This is a genomic window from Sinomicrobium sp., assembly GCA_029266035.1.
In the GTDB taxonomy this organism is placed as follows: Bacteria; Bacteroidota; Bacteroidia; order Flavobacteriales; family Flavobacteriaceae; genus Sinomicrobium.
This window is the reverse complement of record JAJUFH010000003.1, coordinates 35,731-56,722: the sequence shown is the minus strand read 5'-3', so window position 1 is coordinate 56,722 and position 20,992 is coordinate 35,731. Positions and strand designations below refer to the sequence as shown.

The window sequence follows — 20,992 nt, the reverse complement described above, 5'->3', positions numbered from 1 at the left end:
CGATTTACTTTCAGTATTCACAATAGATTATTTCGGAGCTCCAGCCAAGATTTCCTCGTTGGCATTAGCTTCAAACTTGCTAAAGTTTTCTTTGAAAGCCTCTGAAAGACTTTCCAACTTTTGGTCGTATGCCTCCTTATCTTCCCAGGTATTTCTCGGATTGAGTACCTCTGAAGGTACATCTGGGCAAGATTGCGGTACTTCCAGACCGAAAACCGGATGCTTTTGGTATTCCACATCTTTGAGATCCCCTCTGAGTGCGGCATTGATCATAGCACGAGTATATTTGAGTTTCATACGTGTTCCGGTACCGTAAGCTCCACCGGTCCAACCTGTATTCACCAACCACACTCTCGTTCCAGTCTCCTTCATTTTAGCGCTGAGCATATCGGCATAAACCGTGGGATGCAGCGGCATAAAAGGAGCTCCAAAACAAGCAGAAAAAGAAGGTTCCGGCTCATTGACACCAGCTTCAGTACCCGCTACTTTTGCTGTATATCCAGAAATAAAGTGATAGGCTGCCTGCCCCGGACTAAGCCTAGAGATTGGAGGTAACACCCCAAAAGCATCTGCCGTGAGGAAAAATATATTCTCCGGGTTGCGACCCGCTGATGGGCGCTGAATATTATTTATGTGGAATATAGGATAACTAACCCTTGTGTTCTGTGTGATAGAAGCATCTTCAAAATCTACGTTGCCATCGGCGTCGAGAATCACATTTTCTAGCAAGGCTCCCTCTTTAATCGCTCCGTAAATATCCGGTTCGTTTTCCTGACTCAGGTTGATCACTTTTGCATAGCATCCACCTTCAAAATTGAATACCTCGTTTTTGGCTGTCCATCCGTGCTCATCATCTCCTATCAATTTGCGGTTCGGATCTGCCGACAGGGTAGTCTTTCCAGTACCTGACAGACCAAAAAACAGAGCCGTAGCACCATCTTCGCCCACATTAGCACTACAATGCATAGGTAAGGTGTTTTTGAAAACTGGCAGTTCGAAATTCAGTGCGGAAAAAATTCCCTTCTTTATCTCTCCAGTATATCCTGTACCTCCAATTAGAATAATTTTCTTGCTAAAATTCAGTATCGAAAAATTGCCCTGTCTCGTACCATCTGTCTCCGGATCTGCAAAAAAACCAGGAGCGTTGATTACGGTCCACTCTACCTCAAAATTTTCAAGTTCGCCCTCTTCAGGCCTCAAAAACATATTGTAGGCAAACAGATTGCTCCAAGCGTATTCGGTAATCACGCGAATATTGGCGCGATAATCTTCCGCTGCACAGGCGTAGCAATCGCGAACAAAAATTTCCTTTCCAGAGAGGTAAGTAGTCACCTTATCGTACAATTTGTCAAAATCAGCGGATTCAAAAGGGATGTTTACCGCTCCCCACCATACCTTATCGGCAGTAATTTCATCCTTTACAATAAAGCGGTCTTTGGGAGCTCTCCCTGTAAATTCTCCGGTGTTGATCGCGAGTGCTTTTGAAGATGCCTCAACACCCTGACCATTTGCAATAGCAATTCGCTTTAATTCTTCCGGAGGAAGTTGATAATTCACCTTGGCATTTTCAATGCCGTAATCGTCTGTAGAAAACATTTTTGTTTTTAGTGTGTTGTTAATCATTATAAAAAATAATTAGTGTGTGTTTACAGTACAAAAGTAAAAATTAATCGAAACGAAAACGTTTTCGTGTTGTATTTATTTGTTTTTAAGTCTTAGAACGTTATAAAACAATACCCCCCAAGCAGCTACGAGTAGCGTTCCTCCCAATGGAGTAATCAGCGCTATACTCCTGAAATCGAAAGCGCTGAGTTCATTGGTCGCCAATCCGTATACCGAACCTGAAAAAAAGATAACTCCTATTGTAGTAAGCCAGAAAATAGCCGTTCGAGCCTTTTCGGAAATCAAGGCTGTACTTCCTACAAACAGCAAAAACAGGGCGTGATACATCTGGTATTTTACTCCTGTCTCAAAAGTGAGTAGAGCAGCTTCATCTATCAGTTTTTTTAAACCATGGGCCCCGAAAGCACCAAGTACAATAGCAGTAAGCCCAAAAAAGGCAGCCGTAACAAGAATGTTTTTCTTCATTTTTTATTTTTTTTGTTACAAAAACAACGTTTTTGTATATTTGTGTTATAAATTAACAGCATACATGATATATGTATTCTCTAGTAAACAAAAGTACGTGATAAAAAAGTTTCACACACTTCAAAGGAGGATAATCGTGTTTATGAAAACTTTATCTCATTTCACATCCGGTAAAATAACTGTTCAACCCTAAACTACACACTCTTGAAAAACATTCTTATTATAGGTACAGGAAAATCTACTTCATATCTCATCGACTATTTGTACCGAACAACTAAAAGAGAAGAGGTTGGGATTACCTTAGGAGACAGAGACAGTGCACAACTCGCCCCTCTCAAGGCAAAATATCCGGGAATAAGCACTAAAGCTATAGACATTGCCAACCACGATTTGCTTCATAGCTGCGTACAAGCTGCAGATCTAGTTATTTCTATGCTTCCTGCAAACCTCCATATCGAGATCGCAAAAGCCTGTCTCAACTCGAGCAAGCACCTGGTAACAGCTTCTTATGTAAGTCCGGCTATGCAGGCATTAGACGAGGAAGTACGAAATAAAGGACTGGTGTTTATGAACGAAGCCGGGCTAGATCCAGGGATAGATCACATGAGCGCCATGCAAGTCATAGACCGCATCCGGGAACAGGGAGGTAAGATGTTGCTTTTCGAATCTTTTTGCGGGGGACTAGTAGCTCCGGAAAGCGACACCAACCTGTGGAACTACAAATTCACCTGGAACCCGAGAAACGTGGTTCTTGCAGGACAGGGTGGCACTGCCAAATTCATACAAGAAGGAGCCTACAAATACATCCCCTACCACAAACTGTTCCGGCGAACCGAATTTCTCGATATAGAAGACTATGGTACATTTGAGGCTTATGCCAACCGTGACTCCCTCAAATACCGCGAAGCTTACGGCTTGCGAGACATACTCACCTTGTACAGAGGAACCATGAGAAGAGTTGGTTTTTCGAAGGCGTGGAATATTTTTGTGCAGTTGGGCATGACCGACGACAGCTACATTATGGAAGGCTCTGAAAACATGAGTTACCGCGATTTTATCAATGCGTTCCTGCCGTTCTCTCATACCGATTCGGTAGAGCTCAAACTCCGGTATTACCTAAAAATAGACCAAGACGATATTATGTGGGCCAAACTTGAGGAACTCGGATTATTTGACAATCGCAAAAAAATCGGTCTTAAAAATGCCAGTCCGGCGCGTATACTCCAAAAGATACTGGAAGAGAGCTGGAGTTTAGACGAACACGACAAAGATATGATTGTCATGTACCACAAATTCGGTTACGAATTAGACGGAAAACGACATCAAATTGACACCAATATGGTAGTTATCGGTGAAGATCGAAAATACACCGCCATGGCAAAAACTGTCGGACTTCCCGTCGGTATGGTGGCACTAAACATCCTCAACGGTAAGATCACCGTGCCCGGAGTGAGAATACCTATCGACAAGGAAGTCTATGCGCCTATACTCACCGCTTTGGAAGAACAGGGTATCCGCTTTTCAGAGACCAAACACCCCTATACCGGATACAACCCTGATAAAGCGTCCAAATAATCGCTTCTATATCTTGCCATCTATACTTTTTTAAACACTCAAAAAGCTCAAACTCATACTACACCCTTAAAAGAGCTTTACAGGCTACAACAAAAATCGTTTCAATCTGTAAATAATTAGTGTTGTTTGAATGTTACATTGCCCATAATATTGTACATTTAGTTGCTTTTTTAAACATTCACCATGAAAATAGTCAATGAAACCGTCAATATAGATGGTATAGACAAAGAGATTTTGCGTTCTCTGATGAACGACGCCCGCAGACCGATACTGGAAATCGCGAGAAAAATAGGTATTTCAGGTGCCGCCATACATCAAAGACTCCGCAAGCTGGAAGAATCCGGGCTCATTTCCGGTTCTCGCTTTATCATTAATCCGCGCATTTTGGGATATACCACTATGGCCTTTATCGGCATCTATCTGGACAAGGCCATTCGAAACCCCGAAGCCGTAAAACAGCTAAAAGAAATACCAGAAGTCTTAGAATGCCATTACACCACCGGCAACTGGAGCATCCTGATCAAAATACTATGCAAAGACAACGAACACCTCATGGAATTGCTGAACCACAAAATTCAATCTATTGAGGGTATATCGCGTACGGAAACCTTTATCTCACTCCACCAGCAAATCGAAAGGCAAATCCAGCTTTAGTCCCACACACACCGTTGTCCACAGCTACAATCGGGATGGTGTAGACATAGAGCACAAACAGTTTGTATTTATTCTAAATAATGATTACTTTCGCCTCCGAAATGGAAGAGATTGTATTCAAATCGAAACACTACACTGCCTATCAATCGGATAGGGTACGGCGTTTTTCGGTGGAAATTCAGGGGCGCAAAATAGCGATGTCGTTCTGCCAATTGCTCGCTTTCCGCCAGAAAGTAATGGCGATTGATATCGATGCCCACTTTGATACTGAACGCAATCCTCACGGTTTTGATATCCTGACTCTCTGTAATGGAGAACACCTCTTTATACTCAACACCCTCGAAATCGTAGACCTCAAGATTTTTGTCGAAGGAATATTCTCGCTTTCGAGTGTTGGAGATATTATACCTGTCTGAAAAACCCACCTCTTATTTTTCGCAAAAGCTCCAAAGGAGCAAAAGTGTAATAAAAAAATTCATACTTTTAACACATTCATCTAACCTGAAATTATTTTCAATTATGAGCGAAGAACATAAAGAAGAAAAAGACTTCACAGAAAAAGCCAAAGACACCGCAAAAGAGATAGGTTCTGAGGCAAAAGAAGCCGCAAAAGAATTTGGCGAAGGGGTAAAAGAGGTGGTAAACAGCGGAGAAAATAAAAAAGTGCTCGCAGGAGTATTGGCTATTATTCTCGGAGGACTTGGCGTACACAAGTTTATCCTCGGCTACACCAAGGAAGGAATTATTCAAATTTTGCTTTCCTTTTTATGTGGTCTTGGCGGGATTATAGGTCTTGTAGAAGGTATTATCTACCTAGTCAAATCCGACGAAGAGTTTTACAACACTTACCAAGTAGGCAAAAAACCTTGGTTCTAAAAGGCACATCGACTCTCTCCGGAGAGTTTTTGACGACTAATTGTCGTTAAACAACACACAAGACCGTCAGCAGATTGAGATCTCGACGGTCTTTTGCTTTATGTAATCCACGCTGATTTCAGTATCTTTGTTCAACACTGAGCACAGCAATTCTATGTTAGAAGTAAAAGATATTTCTTTTGGTTTTTCCCAACATCCCGTACTCCGAGGAATCAGTTTTTCTTTAGATGAAGGGCAAATTCTCTCCGTTATAGGAGAAAGCGGATCGGGTAAGAGCACTTTGCTAAAGGCGCTATACGGACTTTACGACCTCGACAGAGGTACAATTAGGTGGAGTGATAAAAAAATACTCGGCCCCGCATACAACTTGGTTCCGGGAGAAGAATACATTAAATACCTCGCTCAAGACTTCGATCTGATGCCTTATATTTCAGTGCGTGAAAACATCGGAAAACACCTCTCCAACTTTTATCCCGAAGAGAAGGCAAACAGAATTTCGGAATTACTCGAAATAGTAGAACTCTCCGAACACGCGGAAAAGAAGCCCGGCGAACTAAGTGGGGGACAGCAACAACGGGTCGCTCTCGCCAGAGCTATGGCTCTTGAGCCCGAATTGCTGTTGTTGGACGAGCCTTTCAGTCATATCGACAGTTTTCGCACCAGCGCGCTGCGGAGAAATCTTTTTTCCTTTATCAGAAAAAAGGGAATCACCTGTGTTATCGCATCGCACGACAGCGTAGATGCACTGTCCTTTGCCGATAAAACCCTCGTTATGAAAAACGGAGAGGTTATCAGAGAAGACCATCCAAAAAAAGTGTATTCCGAACCCGAGACGTACTACACTGCCTCTCTCTTTGGCGAGGTAAACGAAATACAAGTCTCGCAAATGTTTCCCGAGCTACACACGGAAAAAACGATTTTTGCCTACGCAAACGAATTACAAGCGGACGAAACTTCACCTCTAAAAATAAGAGTAAAGGCGTCTTATTTCGAAGGGGGATATTACCTTATCCGTGGGCTTCACCAAGGCAAAACGCTGTTTTTCAACAGTCCGAATCCCATCCCTGCCGAGCAGATTGTCGCCGTTAGAGCTCCGATAGACCTCGTAAAAAAAAGACTGAATGCCAAAGACTAAATGTAGACTATTCCTTATATGTGAATTTTTGTACAGATGAAAAAAATATTATCCTATCCCATATCTGCGATTTACTATCTATGCTTTGGGTTTTCGCTAGTTTTATTTCACCCTATTCAGTGGATGTGCCTAAAACTGGGTTATGAGGCGCACAAGCGGAGCGTTTCCATACTCAATCTGTTTCTGGTGCGTTGTACCAATTTACTCGGCACCACCTACAACTTCGAAAATCGGGATTTAGTACCCGAAGGGGTTCCTCTGATTATCGTTTCCAACCATCAGAGCATGTACGATATCCCCGCTATCATATGGTATATGCGAAAATTCCACCCGAAGTTTATCAGTAAAAAAGAGTTGGGTAAAGGGATCCCGAGTGTTTCCTTTAACCTCAGGCACGGTGGCTCGGTACTGATAGATCGCAAAGATCCACGACAGGCGCTTCCCGCCATTAAGAGCATGGCCGAATACATAGAAAAACACAAGCGGTCGGCCGTAATTTTCCCCGAAGGCACCCGCAGTAAAAACGGCGTCCCTAAACGATTTTCCGAAAACGGCTTGAAAGCACTTTGCAAATACGCTCCCTCAGCCTATATCGTTCCTCTGAGTATAAACAATTCTTGGAAACTTGTGAGGAACGGGAATTTTCCTTTAACTTTGTGTAACCATCTGACCTTTACCGTACACCAGCCTTTTGCTGTGCGAGATGTTCCTTTTGAAGATCTTTTTGAACGAACTGAAAATGCAGTTAAACAAGGAATAATCAAATAATTATGTCTGTAAAAAACATTAGACTGGAAGTGATGAAACTCCTGGAAAAGGATATAGACACCTATGTCGACCAATACCTTATTCCAGTCGACACCATCTGGCAGCCCAGTGATTTTCTTCCAGATTCAGAAAACGATAAATTTCTTGAAGAAGTAAAAGAGCTTCGGGAACTTGCCAAAGAAATGCCCTATGATTTTTGGGTAGTTCTGGTAGGCGATACTATTACCGAAGAAGCCCTACCTACCTACGAGTCTTGGTTGATGGATGTAGAAGGCGTAGACCAGATAGCCAACAACGGATGGTCTAAATGGGTAAGACATTGGACCGGAGAAGAAAACCGTCACGGCGATGTACTCAACAAATATCTCTATCTCTCCGGAAGGGTAAATATGAGAGAGATTGAACGCACTACGCATCACCTTATCAACGACGGTTTTGACATCGGTACAGATACAGATCCCTATAAAAACTTTGTGTACACCAGCTTTCAGGAACTGGCGACCTATATCTCACACAATCGAGTGGCCAAACTGGCCAAAAAGTACAGCAATCACAAGCTCGCCAAAATGTGCCGTATCATCTCAGGTGACGAAATGCGCCACCACCAGGCATACAGTGAGTTCGTAAGGAGAATTTTTGAAGTAGACCCCAGCGAAATTATGCTTGCCTTCCAATATATGATGAAACAGAAAATCACTATGCCAGCACATTTCCTCAGAGAATCTGGGCAGAAACTTGGAGCCGCTTGGGAACATTTTTCCGATTCCGCACAGCGCATAGGGGTTTACACGGCAATGGACTATGTAGATATCATTCAGAGCTTGTTGTCTAAATGGCAAATAGACAAGGTTTCCGGACTTACCGATGAGGCCGAGAAGGCCAGAGACTACCTGATGAAACTGCCAGAAAGAATGCGCAGAGTCTCAGAACGCATCAAGATTCCGGACGAATCACATATATTTAAATGGGTACAACCCGCCCTAGTTCGATAAAATTTATGACCGATTCTCCCCTTATAACGGCTACCGTTTCTTTTGTAAAACAACAACTCCAGAATGCCGAAGGGGGTCACGACTGGTTTCATATAGAACGAGTATATCACAACGCCATGCGCATTGCCTCTGGCGAAAAAGCTGATATAACTGTAGTGCGATTGGGAGCCCTGCTTCACGATATTGCAGACAGTAAATTTCACGGAGGAGACGAAACCGTAGGTTCGAGTATTGCCCGAGACTTCCTAAGACGCCAAGACGTGGAACAACACATCGTCGAACACGTCATAAATATGATCAAACACATCTCCTTTAAAAACAGCTTCGAAGCGAAGGAGTTTAGCTCTATAGAGCTCGATATCGTACAAGATGCAGACCGTCTCGACGCTATCGGAGCCATCGGAATTGCCCGTACTTTTAATTACGGAGGCTTTAAAAACCGCGAACTCTACAATCCTGACATCCCTCCCGTGCACCATACCTCTGGAGAAAGCTACAAAAACAACACCGGGCCTACCATCAATCACTTCTATGAAAAGTTACTGCTGCTCAAGGATTCCATGAACACTGAAACCGGAAAGAAAATGGCTCTGGAAAGACACCGTTTTATGGAAAATTTTCTCCAGCAGTTTTTTGCCGAGTGGAAAGGAGAGCGCTAATTTGTGTTTAAAACAGCTTCAACTGCCCGTCTTTGTAACTCTCATGCAAAGTGGTATTCAGGTGAGGATAAGTGCTGTCTGCAAAATACTTCTTCCTCGCTATACGCACCATACTGCTTATCTGATCGGCAATTTTGCCCTCGCCAACCATCCGGGTACCATAACGGCTGTCGTTTAGACTTCCACCATGGCATTCCGCAATCTGGTGCAGCACGCGATCGGCCCTATCAGGCAGGGCCTTCCTTATCCAGTCTGAAAACAATTCGCCCACCACTCCGTTGAGCCTCACTACAGTGTGCCCTATGGAAACCGCCCCACAATCTGCTGCCGCCTTAGCCAATGGCAAAATTTCATGACTGTTTATTGACGGAATAATAGGAGCTATCATGACATTTACAGGAATATTTCGCTCCGACAGTTGCCTTACCGTTTCCAGTCGACGGCTGATGGTGGCTGTTCTCGGTTCGAGTACTCTCCTGATCTCCTCAGAAAGCGACGTAATCGAAATATTTACGGCAACCAACCCATCCGCTGCTAGCCCTTCCAGAAGGTCGAGGTCGCGAGTTATCAAAGCATTTTTGGTGATAATTTCCACCGGGTGGCGGTAGCGGTAAAACACCTCCAGGCATTTTCGGGTAATCCTGAATTTCTTCTCCGCCGGCTGATAGCAATCGGTATTGCCCGACATCATTATAGTGTAAGCCTTCCAGCTCTTTTTCCTCAGCTTTTCTTCTAGTAACTGCGCGGCGTTTTCCTTGACCAGTATTCGCCTTTCAAAATCAAGTCCTGCACTATACCCCCAATATTCATGGCTATTCCTAGCATAACAGTAAATACACCCATGCTCACACCCCTGATACATATTCATGGAGTACCTCATCCCCACATCGGTGCTGTTCACCTTGTTCACTATAGTTTTAGGGAACACTCGTATAAACTGCGTCTTATCGCTTTCTACTTCCTCTCCCTCTCTTCGACAGTACTCCAAAAAATCATCGCGAAACTCGTGAGACATTTCGAGAAAACTGTTTTTTACATTTCCCTGAGCACCTCTTCCCTTTATATATCCCTCCTTCTTCATAGCTATAAATTTACAGAAAACTGTTTATATACGGTCATTGAGAAGTGTCCAATTTTGACGAGGTAAATCCGTTTGTGAAATGTGAGGAATTCAGATGGGGGGAGGAGGTTACTGGGCTAATAGGTTATTGAGTTAATTAGACCATACCTAATAACTCAATAACCGAATAACTTAATAACTGAGTAACCAAACCAAGTTTACATACGCGTCAACCAACTGCGCATATCCGTTTCTTTCAGTATGATGGAGCGTACCTCATCAATGGCTACGCGTTGCTGTTCCATGGTATCGCGATGGCGAATAGTCACTGTATTATCTTCAAGAGTTTGGTGGTCGACAGTGATACAGAAAGGCGTTCCCGCGGCATCCTGCCTGCGGTATCGGCGCCCTACAGCGTCTTTCTCGTCATACTGCACCATAAAATCCCATTTCAAATCATTCACAATCTTTGTGGCTACTTCAGGAAGTCCGTCTTTTTTTACTAAAGGCAATACCGCTGCCTTATAAGGTGCCAGTACCGCCGGTATTCTGAGTACCGTACGAGTAGTTCCGCTCTCGAGTTCCTCCTCTCGAAGCGAATTTGAAAATACGGCCAAGAACATACGATCGAGCCCGATAGAAGTTTCTATTACATAAGGCACATAGCTTTCATTGAGTTCCGGATCGAAATACTGTAATTTCTTACCGGAGAATTTCTCGTGATTTCCAAGATCGAAATCGGTTCGAGAATGTATACCTTCCAATTCTTTGAATCCAAAGGGAAAACGAAACTCTATATCGGTAGCCGCATCGGCGTAATGAGCCAGTTTTTCATGATCGTGAAAGCGGTAATTATCTGCTCCCATTCCCAGTGAAAGGTGCCATTTCAGGCGAGTTTCCTTCCAGGTCTCATACCACTCTTTCTGAGTATTGGGTCGCACGAAGAACTGCATTTCCATCTGTTCAAATTCCCGCTGACGGAAAATAAACTGCCGAGCTACAATCTCGTTTCTGAATGCCTTTCCGGTTTGGGCAATACCAAACGGAATCTTCATTCTACCCGTTTTCTGTACATTCAGAAAATTGACAAAAATTCCCTGCGCCGTTTCCGGACGCAGATACAAGTCCATCGCACTATCTGCAGAAGCTCCGAGTTTGGTGCCAAACATCAGGTTGAACTGTTTGACATCGGTCCAATTTTTCGATCCGGTTTCGGGATCGGCAATTCCCAGCTCTTCAATCAGTGCCTTCACATCGGCCAAATCTTCATTCTCCAGCGATTTTCCCAATCTTTTGAGAATAGCATCGCCCTCTTCCCGGTATTTTATCACCCGCGGATTGGTGGCGAGAAACTGCTCTTTGTCAAACGAGTCTCCAAAACGCTTTTGAGCCTTGGCCACCTCTTTTTCTATCTTACCTTCTATTTTGGCGACATAATCTTCTACCAGCACATCTGCGCGATAGCGTTTCTTGGAGTCCTTATTGTCGATCAGCGGATCGTTGAAGGCATCTACGTGCCCCGATGCCTTCCAGGTTGTGGGGTGCATAAATATAGAAGCGTCTATCCCCACAATATTCCCGTGCATCTGAACCATCGCCTTCCACCAGTATTCCCGGATATTCTTCTTCAACTCCACCCCATTCTGGGCGTAATCGTATACTGCACTGAGCCCGTCATAGATTTCGCTGGAAGGAAAAATATAACCGTATTCCTTCGCATGGGCTATTACTTTCTTGAAATGTTCGTCTTGATTTGCCATGGCGCAAAAATAGGATTTTTTAAGGGGGAAAGATAAGATATTGCCCGCGAAAAAAGGGGATTTCCTCCTTATTTTTGTTGCAGACAACAAGTTCTCTGAACTCTGGTCACCGCAATCGGCAAAAGCGAACCAAAAAGAAGGTGTTTATATTGTTGTTTTGTAGGTTTTTACTTATTTTTAATTTTATTTTCAAGCCATATGAAATTCACAAACATTTTTGCCGATATATTCAATCTCTTCTTCCCTCAGTGTTGTCCGGGCTGTTCTTCACCTCTCTCTGCGGGAGAACAAATGCTGTGCACTTGGTGTAGGCACAATATTCCTGCAACTACCTACCACTTACAAGAACAGAATCCTGTGGTCAGATTGTTTTACGGGCGAATAAGGATTGTTTTTGCCACCGCTCTGCTGCGTTTTCGCAAAGAGGGCATCACTCAGCAACTCATCCACCATCTCAAATACAGAAATCGTCCTGACATAGGGCTGTTTCTCGGCAAATGGTACGGCTGTGTGTTGCGAGAAAGTCCTTTTCTCAAGGCGGTGGATCTCGTAGTTCCAGTACCTCTACATCCCAAAAAACAGCGAAAAAGAGGATATAATCAGGTAAATTACTTCGCTCGTTGTTTAGCCGAGGCTCTTCACGCACAGTATTGTACTACACTTCTGATAAAAAAGAAAGATCCCGGAGCGCAGGCATTTAGAGGCAAGGCTGGTCGCTGGGAAGAAACATACAACCTATTCGACATCAAGTCTGATCAGAATATTTGCAATTGCCACATACTGCTCGTAGATGACGTGGTAACCACCGGAGCTACCCTCGAACGCTGTACCTTGGCACTTCAGAAACTCTCGAATGTTAAAGTGAGTATTGCAACCATGGCCTTTACCGTGTAATTATTAAAAATAATCGTTACTTTGTCTGGCGATAATCAACGATCTCCGGATGAGACAAAAACTGATCAATACAGGCTTATTCCTCTTTATATTTCTCACCCTGCTCAACTGTGCCAAAAGGGGTACACCGACAGGAGGAGCAAAAGATATCACTCCTCCTAAAATGGTTTCGGCAGAGCCCGATACTTCCAGCATTCACTTTAAAGCGAAGAGAATTCGTATCTACTTTGACGAATACATCAAGCTGAAAGATTTGCAGAAACAGCTTATCGTATCACCTCCGATGAAAACCACCCCCGAGATCATGCCTCAGGGAACGGCGAGTAAGTATATCGACATCAAAATAAATGATACCCTAAAAGAAAACACCACCTATGTACTAAACTTCGGACAGAGTATAGTAGACAACAATGAGGACAACCCCTATTCGTTTTTCAAATATGTGTTTTCTACCGGAGACTATGTCGATTCACTCAAGGTAAAGGGGTATATTACCGATGCTATACAAAAAGAAGCAGACGATTTTGTCTCCGTTCTGATGTATGAAGTAGACACTACCTATACCGATTCTATTGTTTACAATCAGCTGCCCACTTATATCACCAATACGCTCGACAGCACCACTCTCTTTGAGATTACCAATGTCAAGGCGGGAAAATATCTGCTTATTGGTCTCAAAGACAATTCATCGACCAACACCTATGTCCCAAAAACGGATAAAATTGCTTTTATCAGCGATTTTATCGATGTTCCTACAGATTCTGTATACCATCTCAACCTTTTTGAAGACAATACTTACTATCGAGCTTCGCGCCCTGCATTGGCAGCTAAGAACAGAATAATTTTCGGTTACGAAGGTACGGCAGACAGCCTTGACATCGAGCTGCTATCGCCAGCTGAAGCTCCGGATGACTTTGCATACCGACTCGTAAAAGACAAGGAGAAAGACACCTTGCACTACTGGTTTAAAAACCTCGAAGCCGATTCCTTGATATTTCAGGTAACCAACCCCTTGTCGATGGTAAGGGATACTTTTACCGTAAAGATAAAAGAACTGTACAACGACACCCTTTTACTCAACCCCAACCAGCCCAATCTGTCGTTTAAAAAACCGTTTACCATAAGCGCCAACACCCCTATTAGCTCTGTTTCGGATACTTTTATCTCACTGATAGACAAGGATTCTGCAGAGGTAGAATTCGAAGCTACTGTCGACCTAAAGGAAAACAATGCCGTTATTAAATGGGATGTACAACCTGATCAGAAGTACCAACTCTCTCTGCTTCCTGGGGCAATCGAAGATTTTTTCGGAGAGCTAAACGACAGCTTGAGTTTTAACCTCAGCACTCGTGCTTTGGACGAATACGGTACGCTGAGAATGATACTTCACAATGTCGAATCATATCCCATTATCGTACAGCTCACTGACGACAACGGGGAGGTGAAAGACGAAATTTTTGCCGATGAGGAACAGCCTAGTTACGACTTCAATTATCTGGAACCCGGAAAATACCTGCTTCGCGTGATCTATGACGACAACGGCAACCGACAGTGGGATACAGGAGACTACCTCGAAAAAAGGCAACCCGAAAGGGTGAGACATTTTCCCGGAGAGCTGGACATCAAGGCCAACTGGGAGATTGAACAAGATTTCAGAATAACACCACCCTCACCACCACCTCCGCCGAAACCAAAAGACAGCATTCCGAATACAGACTAAGACTCGCTTAATACGAATTGATCTCTATCGTCTAGAAAACGAAATTTATTGCGATTGTGCGCTATTTCACTGCGATCGAGCAAAGTGTAAAGCGTTTCATCTCGATCTGAAAAAGCAAGTCGATTTCCCAGTACATCATACGCAGCCGAATGCCCCGGATACTTATGCCCGTTAACGTCTTCTCCTATGCGGTTTAGTCCGACGCAATAGCTCATATTCTCAATGGCTCGGGCTTTTAAAAGCGTATCCCATGCGGCTATTCTCGGCAGAGGCCAATTGGCCACATACACTATCAAGTCGTATTCAGAGGTATTGCGCGACCACACCGGAAAGCGGAGGTCGTAGCACACCATAGGACAAATCTTCCAGCCCATATACTCCACCAAAAGTCGCTTGTTTCCGGCATCGTACACCTCATCTTCACCCGCTAGAGTAAAGGTATGCCGTTTGTCGTAATACTCGACTTCTCCATCGGGATGAACAAACAGCAAACGGTTGTAATATTTTCCATTTTCAGTGATGACGACACTTCCTGTAATCGCGAGTTCTCTCTCCGAAGCCATGTTTCGCATCCATATTACCGTTTCCCCTTCCATCGTTTCCGCTACTACTTCCGGGTTCATAGTAAATCCGGAGGTAAACATCTCGGGAAGAATGGCGAGTTTGCTGTCCTTTTCCAAGGCTTTAATACGAGTTTCGAGAAGCGTTCTGTTGGCTTTAGGATCTTCCCATTCCAAGGTGGTTTGTATCAGTGCTACCTTCATAATGCCGTAATTTTCCACTAAGTTATGGTTTTTTGCGGTCTTTTTATCGCTTCCCCAATCCGCTTACATCATCCTTCGGATACACAATAATATCCCATTCAACCTCATTGTAGTTCGAATTAGGGGAAGTTATCCTCGTTTTCCTTCTAAAAGTTTTATCTGCACCCCAAATGTGATCTCCTCCAATTCCCACCCTGTCAATAAGTCTGTCATTCTTCAACAATACCACCTGATCATTGCCATTAAAGCTCATCGGAGTTCCTGATGTTCCTGCAATTTCTCCCGAATATATCAAGGCGCGGGTATGGGCGTACACTTTTGTCTCTCCCGCACCGATTTCTCCTTCGAGCGGCAATACATATCTTTCTCCAAATACACCATCCCCGTTGTTGTCCCTTCCCAAAGCATACCACTTCAGATCCACAGAACGAGATCCGGGGTTGTAAATTTCGATATATTTATTGTAGGATGAGCCCTCTATGTATTCGGTAATCATCAGCTCAGCACGCCTATCACATTGCTCCCTTTCTCCCTTAAAGTCGATCTCTGTAATATCGCGAAGTAAGAGGAAGGGCTGTCCGTCTTTAAAAGACATCATCGCTGTAATGCTCCCTTTCCCGGAGGGAACGGCCATTTCAGAAAAGCTAGCTTCTTCTGAGGTATACAGCCCTATATAATTCGCACAATCTGTAAGCAGGCTCTCGCCCAAAAAGGTACGCTCAACATGGTCGAACTGCAAGTGATCTATGCGCACCAAAGTACTTTCATGGGCAGCTAATTCTCCCGAAATCGATATTTCCGTCGGTTTTATAGAGGCCCCTTCTTCTGCAGAAATAATCCTTTCTTTAGTAAGTCTGCCAACACTCATTCCGCCCTCGTCTACTTCTAAGACGGCTCCGGATAGGTCGATCGTTATACTATCGTTGCGATTTAGAGCGTGTGCCTCCTCAAAAACACAACGCATTCCCCCTGTTTCATCCTGTATTATCGCCACTGTTTCGGGAGTAGTGCCAGAATTTCTATCCGATATTACCGTAGCGCTCACCTGTATACCTTCCGGGACGAGGGTTTTCTCTCCCTCGTAGAGCTGTCTTACAAAGTCCAACGAAACCCCTTTTCCTTCTTTACAGTCTTCCAGTACTACGCTATCACAGCGTTCGTCAGTGAGTTTTACATCACTTGTATCTCTTACTACAAGCTGATACTTTCCCGAATATTTTTCCAGAACGCCGACAACAGTTCCATTTCCTTTGGGAAGCACAACTTCTTGAAAATCTGCATATCCGCTATTGCGGAGTACTATTTCATTTCTTTCGCAGTCTTGCAATACCCTTTCGGTAGCAGACTCTCCAGCTATGGCATAGGTAGAGCACAGCTCTTTAACGGCGATTTCCAGTCCGTCTAGTTGTACTAGGGTTCCAATCAAGCTATCGTCTAAGTGTGTAAGCTTTATTTTTGTGGCTGCGATCTTCACAGGTGGGTCGCAAGTCGCAAAAAGGTGAAATTTAACCTGAGATGCCGGGAGTCTGCCAACAGACAGATTTCCACCTGCATTGGCGTACACTCCCCCTACGGCGTAGCTCTCCCGGCTTTTTCCCAGGTACATCCCTTGAAGGTTCACCACTACCTTCTGCCCCACGGGATAGTTCAAATAAGCATCTCTTATATCCAAGTCGACCCTCAATCCCTGCTCGGGCGAATCTGGGCTGTCTTGGAGATAAAGGCTACCATAAAAATTTCCGGCCTTATCATCAGAGATCACATACCCCTCCACCACAAGAGGTTCTGTTATTCGCATTACTCCATCAGTATACTGCTTTTTCAATTCAGAAAAAGTGGTATTGGCTTTTATCTCTTCCTGAACACAATCAGCTCCGGGAGCATCGTATTTGTCTGAAATACATCCACTTATAAATAAAATAGACAACAGTATATTTCGATATGTTTTCATGAAAGTGCTGTTTTATACCATTGATCGTTTGTCTCCTATCAGATCGCAACTGCTCAGTAGCTCAGTACCAGATTTAAAAAATAGGTTCGTCCAAACCCGTACCAGTATTTATTCCCAAATGAGGGTCTTCCTCCTTTGCTATCGGCTTCCATCTGTCCGAAGTTCCCATTTCGACTCTGTTCATAGCCCCCTGTTCGATACAGCTGATTGAACACATTGTTTACACTGACAAACAGTCCTATGTACTTTCCTTTGACAAGCCAAGATTTTCCACCGGTCAGATTGAGCAGATAAACCGGGTCTAAGCTCTCCTGTTCGAGCAGGGCTTCGAGCCGATTGCTGGTGATATCCGGAAAGGTTTCGCCGGTTTCCGGATTGAGGAGAAAACTCTGTGTTCGGGTAATTGCAGACACATCCACAAAACTGTCTGCCAAATAATTTGCTGTGAGTCCTACCCACCAATAGTCCGGATCTCGGTATTCGACACCGACACTTATGGCTCGTTGTGATCCGGTAGACAGGCGATACCCTTTGAGCTTTGCCGTGCCGAGATCGAGGAAGCCATCGGGACTAATTAGGTCTTCCTCTCTTCCTGCTGTGTCAAAATTGATGGCTGTACGGGGGTTTCGAGAGTATTTGAAATTACCGATTGCGCCTACCGCAGTGAGTTTCACCTCGGGAGAAAACTCGTAAGACAAGCTCAGTTCTCCTCCTACATATCGCTTGCCGATACCGCTGAGTGTCTGTTGCACAAAATCACTTCCCACTCCGGCATCTACATAAAAAAAGCTCACTTTAGCTGCATTGTCGATCTCTGTGAGGTACCCGCTAAATTTCAATTTAAGCCTTTGCAAGCGCAACAGATATGAAGCGTCTGCCGTCCACAAACTTTCCACTCCTATATCTTCTACGATATTATTGTTTTCTCTCGGGTTTACAAATACATTCTGCATGAGGGGAGCCCTTTGTATATAAGCTGACTGTAAGCGTAAAATATGTCGATCGGTAAAGCGGAATCCTATCCCGGCTTTGACTCCATAGTCGGAAAAACTCAAAGCCTCTCCCTGCCCCTCAGAGTTTTCGGGAAAACGTCCGTTTCTATAGTGCCCGATCCTCCTGTATGATGTACCTCCTATATTTCCCGACAAAAAGGCATCCCACTTTCTCCCCTCAGCTCTCGCTTGTACAAACCCCTCATATTTTGTAGCATCTACACTATAATTGTAGTTAAACCTCTCTCCTTGCCGCTTTTTCAAAGCACCATTTATATCGTTGGAAGTATCTGTAAAAGGGTCTTTATCCGTGTGAAAATCTGCTGCGAGCAGATCTCTGATTTCTGCGTAATTATGTGAATCCACACTGCGAGCAAAAACCCCTGCATCTAGAGTGAATCGGGGAGTAATGCGATAAGTAGCTGCGAGATTAAATGCGAGAGTTCTATCGTCGGTATGGTCTGCATACAGCATATAGGCCGCCTGCCCGTGCAACTCAGGATTGCGATTGGCTCCATAGAGAGAATTCCAGTCCAATTGAGGTGCTCTCAAAAAGCTATCTCTCGCGAGAAGTGCATTGTCGAAGTTTGCTCCCGAAGGGCTGTTGATATAAAAGCTGGGCATATAGCGATAGTATACCGGGTCTGGGTTTGGAGCGTTAAAATACCCCAAACGATCGCGCGCAAAACTTCCCGCCTGCCACATGGCTCCCGTGTGAATTTCTAGGTGCTCCCCTTCGTAATTATAGGACAACAGAGCCATAGGTTCGGAAATACGTCGCTCTCTGGAATTCCGAATCTTCCCGTCCTGTGTACCCCAATACGGGTTGTATCTGGAACCTGCAAGCTCAAATACCTCTTCAGTCAATGCTGCAGAGCCACCCCTGCGATTGGGAGTCCACATTCCCATAAGCTGAATGCTATTTCGGTCGTTCCATCGGTATTCCACAGCTCCAAAAAATGACCAGGCATCGTATAGCGTGCCATCGGTATAGGCTTCGGAAGCCCATCGTCGGGAAGTTGACACAGAAAATGCCAGGCCACTGGCCTGTGCTCCCGAATTGTAAGTAGCCATCAGTCGATTGTTGTAAAACCGATTAGAGGCCGAGGCCGATAGGCGAAAACCCGGACGAAAAGCAGAAGGACGGATACGGATATTGGTAGTACCGAGTATCCCTCCAAAATGAGAGGTCGAAGGTGACAACCCAAAGGAGAATTCCTGATCCCTCGTCACATCGTTCAATCCGTCCCAATTGTTCCATTGCGGACGTCCGTTGAACAGTTTATTTACGGGAATGCCATTGAGCATAACCACCCCTTCGGCAGCATCGTACCCCCGCACTTTAAAAAAAGCCTGTCCAAAATCGAAAGCTGCTCGTCTCAGATAAATATCTCCAAAGGCCTGTAATATACCCGGTGCTACCTCAGCACCGCTTTCGTCATCTTCCAGTTCGTCAGCCGAGATCATCCCTGCGCTTTCAGACATCTCTTCTACCAAGTCAAGGCTTAGAAATACCACTCCCAGATCGACTCCCGGCACTCCTTCTTCAGGCGGTTGTAAAGTATACTCGGCCTCCACATAATCTTTGGCTCCAATGTGCAATACGATTTCTTCTTTTTTGGAAACCCACAGCACAAAAGAACCGTCTTCCTCGCTCAACACCTCTATTCTTTCTTTATCTACAGTGTAAATATGGGCCCCGAAAATAGGAAGATGCGACCTGGAATCGGCAAGCTTTCCCTCAATATAAAAGGAAGATTGGCCAAATGCAGAACAATACACTGTAGAACAAATCAAAAATAAAAATTTCATTTTAGATATATTTTCCTACTCAAATATAAGAAAAATATTAATTTATTGATAAGTTATTTTTTTCATAACTTGATTGCGATTAAAAAGAACACCAGATGAAAGCAGCTGTTTACCCGATAATTTTGATTTTTAGTTATCTCCAGCTTTCTCCTTCTTTGCACGGACAGGAATACTATCACATCCGCACCATAGCCTTTTACAATACCGAAAATCTGTTCGACACCATCAGTAGTTCAGTATGGGATGAAGACCGCAGTCCACATGGCTCATATCGATGGACTTCGGAGCGCTATTTTGACAAGATCTCCAAATTGGCTAAAGTAATTGCTGGTATAGGGAGAGAACTAACCGCCACCGCTCCTGATATCGTTGGTTTGGCAGAAGTGGAAAATGCAGAGGTACTGCACCATCTGAGTTCACATCCCTTACTGCTGCCTTACAACTATGGGATAGTACATTTTGACAGTCCCGACCGCAGGGGAATTGACGTTGCCCTTCTCTATAAGAAAAAGACCTTCTTCCCCATAAGCACTTCCTCCATCCCTCTTAAAATATACGACGAAGAGGAAAACAGGCGCTATACCCGAGATCAGCTGCTGGTAAGTGGCATTTTGGACGAGGAGTTGATTTATTTTATCGTAAACCACTGGCCTTCGCGTTACGGTGGAGAAAAACACAGCCGTCCACACCGTCTGGAAGCGGCAAAACTGAACTTGCGGATTATAGATTCCATTCGCTCCATACTTCCCGAAGCCAAAATTATCAGTATGGGCGATCTGAACGACGACCCTTCCGACCCCAGTTTGAAAAAAGTGCTAAAAACTCTGGGGAAAAAGAAAGACACTGCTTCCGGCTACCTCTATAACCCCATGGAAGAGCTGGCTCGGAAAGGCATGGGAAGTCTCGGCTATGGCGATAGGTGGCATCTGTTTGACCAGATCTTTTTTACTTCCTCCTTACTCGACACCTCCACCACTTCTTATCGCTACTGGAAAGCAGGAATCTACAACAAAGCTTTTCTGATCACCCCTTCTGGAAAATATAAGGGGTATCCACTGAGAAGTTATGCGCTCGGAACCTATTCCGGGGGGTATAGCGATCACTTCCCCGTATATCTGTACCTCGTCAGTAAAAAAGCGAGTCCTTGAACAATTTTTAAAGCGATACTGTCATTTATCTGAATTATTCAATTGCAACATCGTTTATTAGGAATCAAAAAATTTGAAAAAGCGCAATTATTTTCGGATATTTGTTTATTATGATCCCGATATGGCAAGGTTTATTATCATATC

General features: G+C 44.2%; 18 protein-coding genes. 11 read left to right on the top strand and 7 right to left on the bottom strand.

Translation table 11 applies throughout. The annotated features are described in order from the left end of the window. Positions 1-27: 27 nt before the first annotated feature. Positions 28-1,623 carry a phosphoenolpyruvate carboxykinase (ATP) gene (gene pckA, locus ACYZZR_RS03045; RefSeq protein ID WP_461532519.1) on the bottom strand — a complete coding sequence of 532 codons (1,596 nt, stop codon included), beginning with the start codon at positions 1,621-1,623 and terminating at the stop codon, positions 28-30. A 75-nt stretch (positions 1,624-1,698) separates the two neighbouring features. Beyond that, positions 1,699-2,088, bottom strand: coding sequence for a DUF423 domain-containing protein (locus tag ACYZZR_RS03040; RefSeq protein WP_461532518.1), 390 nt, complete (start codon positions 2,086-2,088; stop codon positions 1,699-1,701). Between the two features lie 204 nt (positions 2,089-2,292). Between ACYZZR_RS03040 and ACYZZR_RS03035 the strand changes: the two genes are divergently transcribed. The 8 genes from ACYZZR_RS03035 (at position 2,293) to ACYZZR_RS03000 (ending at position 8,747) form a co-directional block, all read left to right on the top strand. Further along, positions 2,293-3,663, top strand: coding sequence for a saccharopine dehydrogenase family protein (locus ACYZZR_RS03035; RefSeq protein ID WP_461532517.1), 1,371 nt, complete (start codon positions 2,293-2,295; stop codon positions 3,661-3,663). Positions 3,664-3,846: 183 nt separating this feature from the next. Beyond that, the gene (locus ACYZZR_RS03030; protein WP_112372677.1) at positions 3,847-4,317 is read left to right on the top strand and encodes an Lrp/AsnC ligand binding domain-containing protein; all 471 of its coding nucleotides are present in this window, start codon (positions 3,847-3,849) and stop codon (positions 4,315-4,317) included. Positions 4,318-4,397: 80 nt separating this feature from the next. Then, on the top strand, positions 4,398-4,733 hold the full coding sequence (locus ACYZZR_RS03025; protein WP_461532516.1) for a hypothetical protein: 336 nt from the start codon (positions 4,398-4,400) through the stop codon (positions 4,731-4,733). 103 nt (positions 4,734-4,836) lie between these two features. Next, positions 4,837-5,193, top strand: coding sequence for a TM2 domain-containing protein (locus ACYZZR_RS03020; protein WP_461532515.1), 357 nt, complete (start codon positions 4,837-4,839; stop codon positions 5,191-5,193). 154 nt (positions 5,194-5,347) lie between these two features. Then, positions 5,348-6,328: an ABC transporter ATP-binding protein gene (locus tag ACYZZR_RS03015; RefSeq protein WP_461532514.1), complete on the top strand. Its 981-nt coding sequence runs from the start codon at positions 5,348-5,350 to the stop codon at positions 6,326-6,328. A 36-nt stretch (positions 6,329-6,364) separates the two neighbouring features. Continuing rightward, positions 6,365-7,096, top strand: coding sequence for a lysophospholipid acyltransferase family protein (locus ACYZZR_RS03010; RefSeq protein ID WP_461532513.1), 732 nt, complete (start codon positions 6,365-6,367; stop codon positions 7,094-7,096). 2 nt (positions 7,097-7,098) lie between these two features. Next, positions 7,099-8,088, top strand: a complete 990-nt coding sequence (locus ACYZZR_RS03005; RefSeq protein ID WP_461532512.1) for an acyl-ACP desaturase — start codon at positions 7,099-7,101, stop codon at positions 8,086-8,088. 5 nt (positions 8,089-8,093) lie between these two features. Then, on the top strand, positions 8,094-8,747 hold the full coding sequence (locus ACYZZR_RS03000) for an HD domain-containing protein (protein WP_461532511.1): 654 nt from the start codon (positions 8,094-8,096) through the stop codon (positions 8,745-8,747). Between the two features lie 7 nt (positions 8,748-8,754). Here ACYZZR_RS03000 and ACYZZR_RS02995 read toward each other — a convergent pair whose 3' ends face one another. Together ACYZZR_RS02995 and ACYZZR_RS02990 are read right to left on the bottom strand one after the other, a co-directional pair. Further along, positions 8,755-9,828, bottom strand: coding sequence for a PA0069 family radical SAM protein (locus ACYZZR_RS02995; RefSeq protein ID WP_461532510.1), 1,074 nt, complete (start codon positions 9,826-9,828; stop codon positions 8,755-8,757). A gap of 197 nt (positions 9,829-10,025) precedes the next feature. After that, complete coding sequence (locus ACYZZR_RS02990) at positions 10,026-11,567, bottom strand: glycine--tRNA ligase (protein WP_461532509.1); 1,542 nt, start codon at positions 11,565-11,567, stop codon at positions 10,026-10,028. 198 nt (positions 11,568-11,765) lie between these two features. On the opposite strand from ACYZZR_RS02990, the gene ACYZZR_RS02985 reads away from it, so the two are divergent. Further along, the gene (locus tag ACYZZR_RS02985; RefSeq protein ID WP_461532508.1) at positions 11,766-12,461 is read left to right on the top strand and encodes a ComF family protein; all 696 of its coding nucleotides are present in this window, start codon (positions 11,766-11,768) and stop codon (positions 12,459-12,461) included. A 49-nt stretch (positions 12,462-12,510) separates the two neighbouring features. Further along, positions 12,511-14,181 (top strand): Ig-like domain-containing domain, encoded by a 1,671-nt coding sequence (locus ACYZZR_RS02980; RefSeq protein ID WP_461532507.1) that lies wholly within the window; start codon positions 12,511-12,513, stop codon positions 14,179-14,181. Here ACYZZR_RS02980 and ACYZZR_RS02975 read toward each other — a convergent pair. From ACYZZR_RS02975 to ACYZZR_RS02965, 3 genes are read right to left on the bottom strand one after another with little or no spacing between them, the layout of a single operon-like run. Further along, entirely contained in the window at positions 14,178-14,945 is a 768-nt protein-coding gene (locus tag ACYZZR_RS02975) for an amidohydrolase (protein WP_461532506.1), read from the bottom strand. The two genes, ACYZZR_RS02980 and ACYZZR_RS02975, sit on opposite strands and share 4 nt — an antisense overlap. Positions 14,946-14,988: 43 nt before the next feature. Beyond that, the gene (locus tag ACYZZR_RS02970) at positions 14,989-16,896 is read right to left on the bottom strand and encodes a DUF5689 domain-containing protein (RefSeq protein ID WP_461532505.1); all 1,908 of its coding nucleotides are present in this window, start codon (positions 16,894-16,896) and stop codon (positions 14,989-14,991) included. Between the two features lie 53 nt (positions 16,897-16,949). Then, positions 16,950-19,700, bottom strand: a complete 2,751-nt coding sequence (locus ACYZZR_RS02965) for a TonB-dependent receptor (RefSeq protein ID WP_461532504.1) — start codon at positions 19,698-19,700, stop codon at positions 16,950-16,952. Positions 19,701-19,795: 95 nt separating this feature from the next. Here ACYZZR_RS02965 and ACYZZR_RS02960 point away from each other — a divergent pair, with 95 nt between their 5' ends. Beyond that, complete coding sequence (locus ACYZZR_RS02960) at positions 19,796-20,848, top strand: endonuclease/exonuclease/phosphatase family protein (protein ID WP_461532503.1); 1,053 nt, start codon at positions 19,796-19,798, stop codon at positions 20,846-20,848. The last annotated feature ends 144 nt before the right edge of the window (positions 20,849-20,992 follow it).

Bases quoted from the DNA above. Each gene is read 5' to 3' on its own strand.
- pckA (WP_461532519.1), bottom strand. From the start codon at position 1,623: ATGATTAACAACACACTAAAAACAAAAATGTTTTCTACAGACGATTAC.
- ACYZZR_RS03040 (WP_461532518.1), bottom strand. From the start codon at position 2,088: ATGAAGAAAAACATTCTTGTTACGGCTGCCTTTTTTGGGCTTACTGCT.
- ACYZZR_RS03030 (WP_112372677.1), top strand. From the start codon at position 3,847: ATGAAAATAGTCAATGAAACCGTCAATATAGATGGTATAGACAAAGAG.
- ACYZZR_RS03025 (WP_461532516.1), top strand. From the start codon at position 4,398: ATGATTACTTTCGCCTCCGAAATGGAAGAGATTGTATTCAAATCGAAA.
- ACYZZR_RS03020 (WP_461532515.1), top strand. From the start codon at position 4,837: ATGAGCGAAGAACATAAAGAAGAAAAAGACTTCACAGAAAAAGCCAAA.
- ACYZZR_RS03015 (WP_461532514.1), top strand. From the start codon at position 5,348: ATGTTAGAAGTAAAAGATATTTCTTTTGGTTTTTCCCAACATCCCGTA.
- ACYZZR_RS03010 (WP_461532513.1), top strand. From the start codon at position 6,365: ATGAAAAAAATATTATCCTATCCCATATCTGCGATTTACTATCTATGC.
- ACYZZR_RS03005 (WP_461532512.1), top strand. From the start codon at position 7,099: ATGTCTGTAAAAAACATTAGACTGGAAGTGATGAAACTCCTGGAAAAG.
- ACYZZR_RS03000 (WP_461532511.1), top strand. From the start codon at position 8,094: ATGACCGATTCTCCCCTTATAACGGCTACCGTTTCTTTTGTAAAACAA.
- ACYZZR_RS02995 (WP_461532510.1), bottom strand. From the start codon at position 9,828: ATGAAGAAGGAGGGATATATAAAGGGAAGAGGTGCTCAGGGAAATGTA.
- ACYZZR_RS02990 (WP_461532509.1), bottom strand. From the start codon at position 11,567: ATGGCAAATCAAGACGAACATTTCAAGAAAGTAATAGCCCATGCGAAG.
- ACYZZR_RS02985 (WP_461532508.1), top strand. From the start codon at position 11,766: ATGAAATTCACAAACATTTTTGCCGATATATTCAATCTCTTCTTCCCT.
- ACYZZR_RS02980 (WP_461532507.1), top strand. From the start codon at position 12,511: ATGAGACAAAAACTGATCAATACAGGCTTATTCCTCTTTATATTTCTC.
- ACYZZR_RS02975 (WP_461532506.1), bottom strand. From the start codon at position 14,945: ATGAAGGTAGCACTGATACAAACCACCTTGGAATGGGAAGATCCTAAA.
- ACYZZR_RS02970 (WP_461532505.1), bottom strand. From the start codon at position 16,896: ATGAAAACATATCGAAATATACTGTTGTCTATTTTATTTATAAGTGGA.
- ACYZZR_RS02965 (WP_461532504.1), bottom strand. From the start codon at position 19,700: ATGAAATTTTTATTTTTGATTTGTTCTACAGTGTATTGTTCTGCATTT.
- ACYZZR_RS02960 (WP_461532503.1), top strand. From the start codon at position 19,796: ATGAAAGCAGCTGTTTACCCGATAATTTTGATTTTTAGTTATCTCCAG.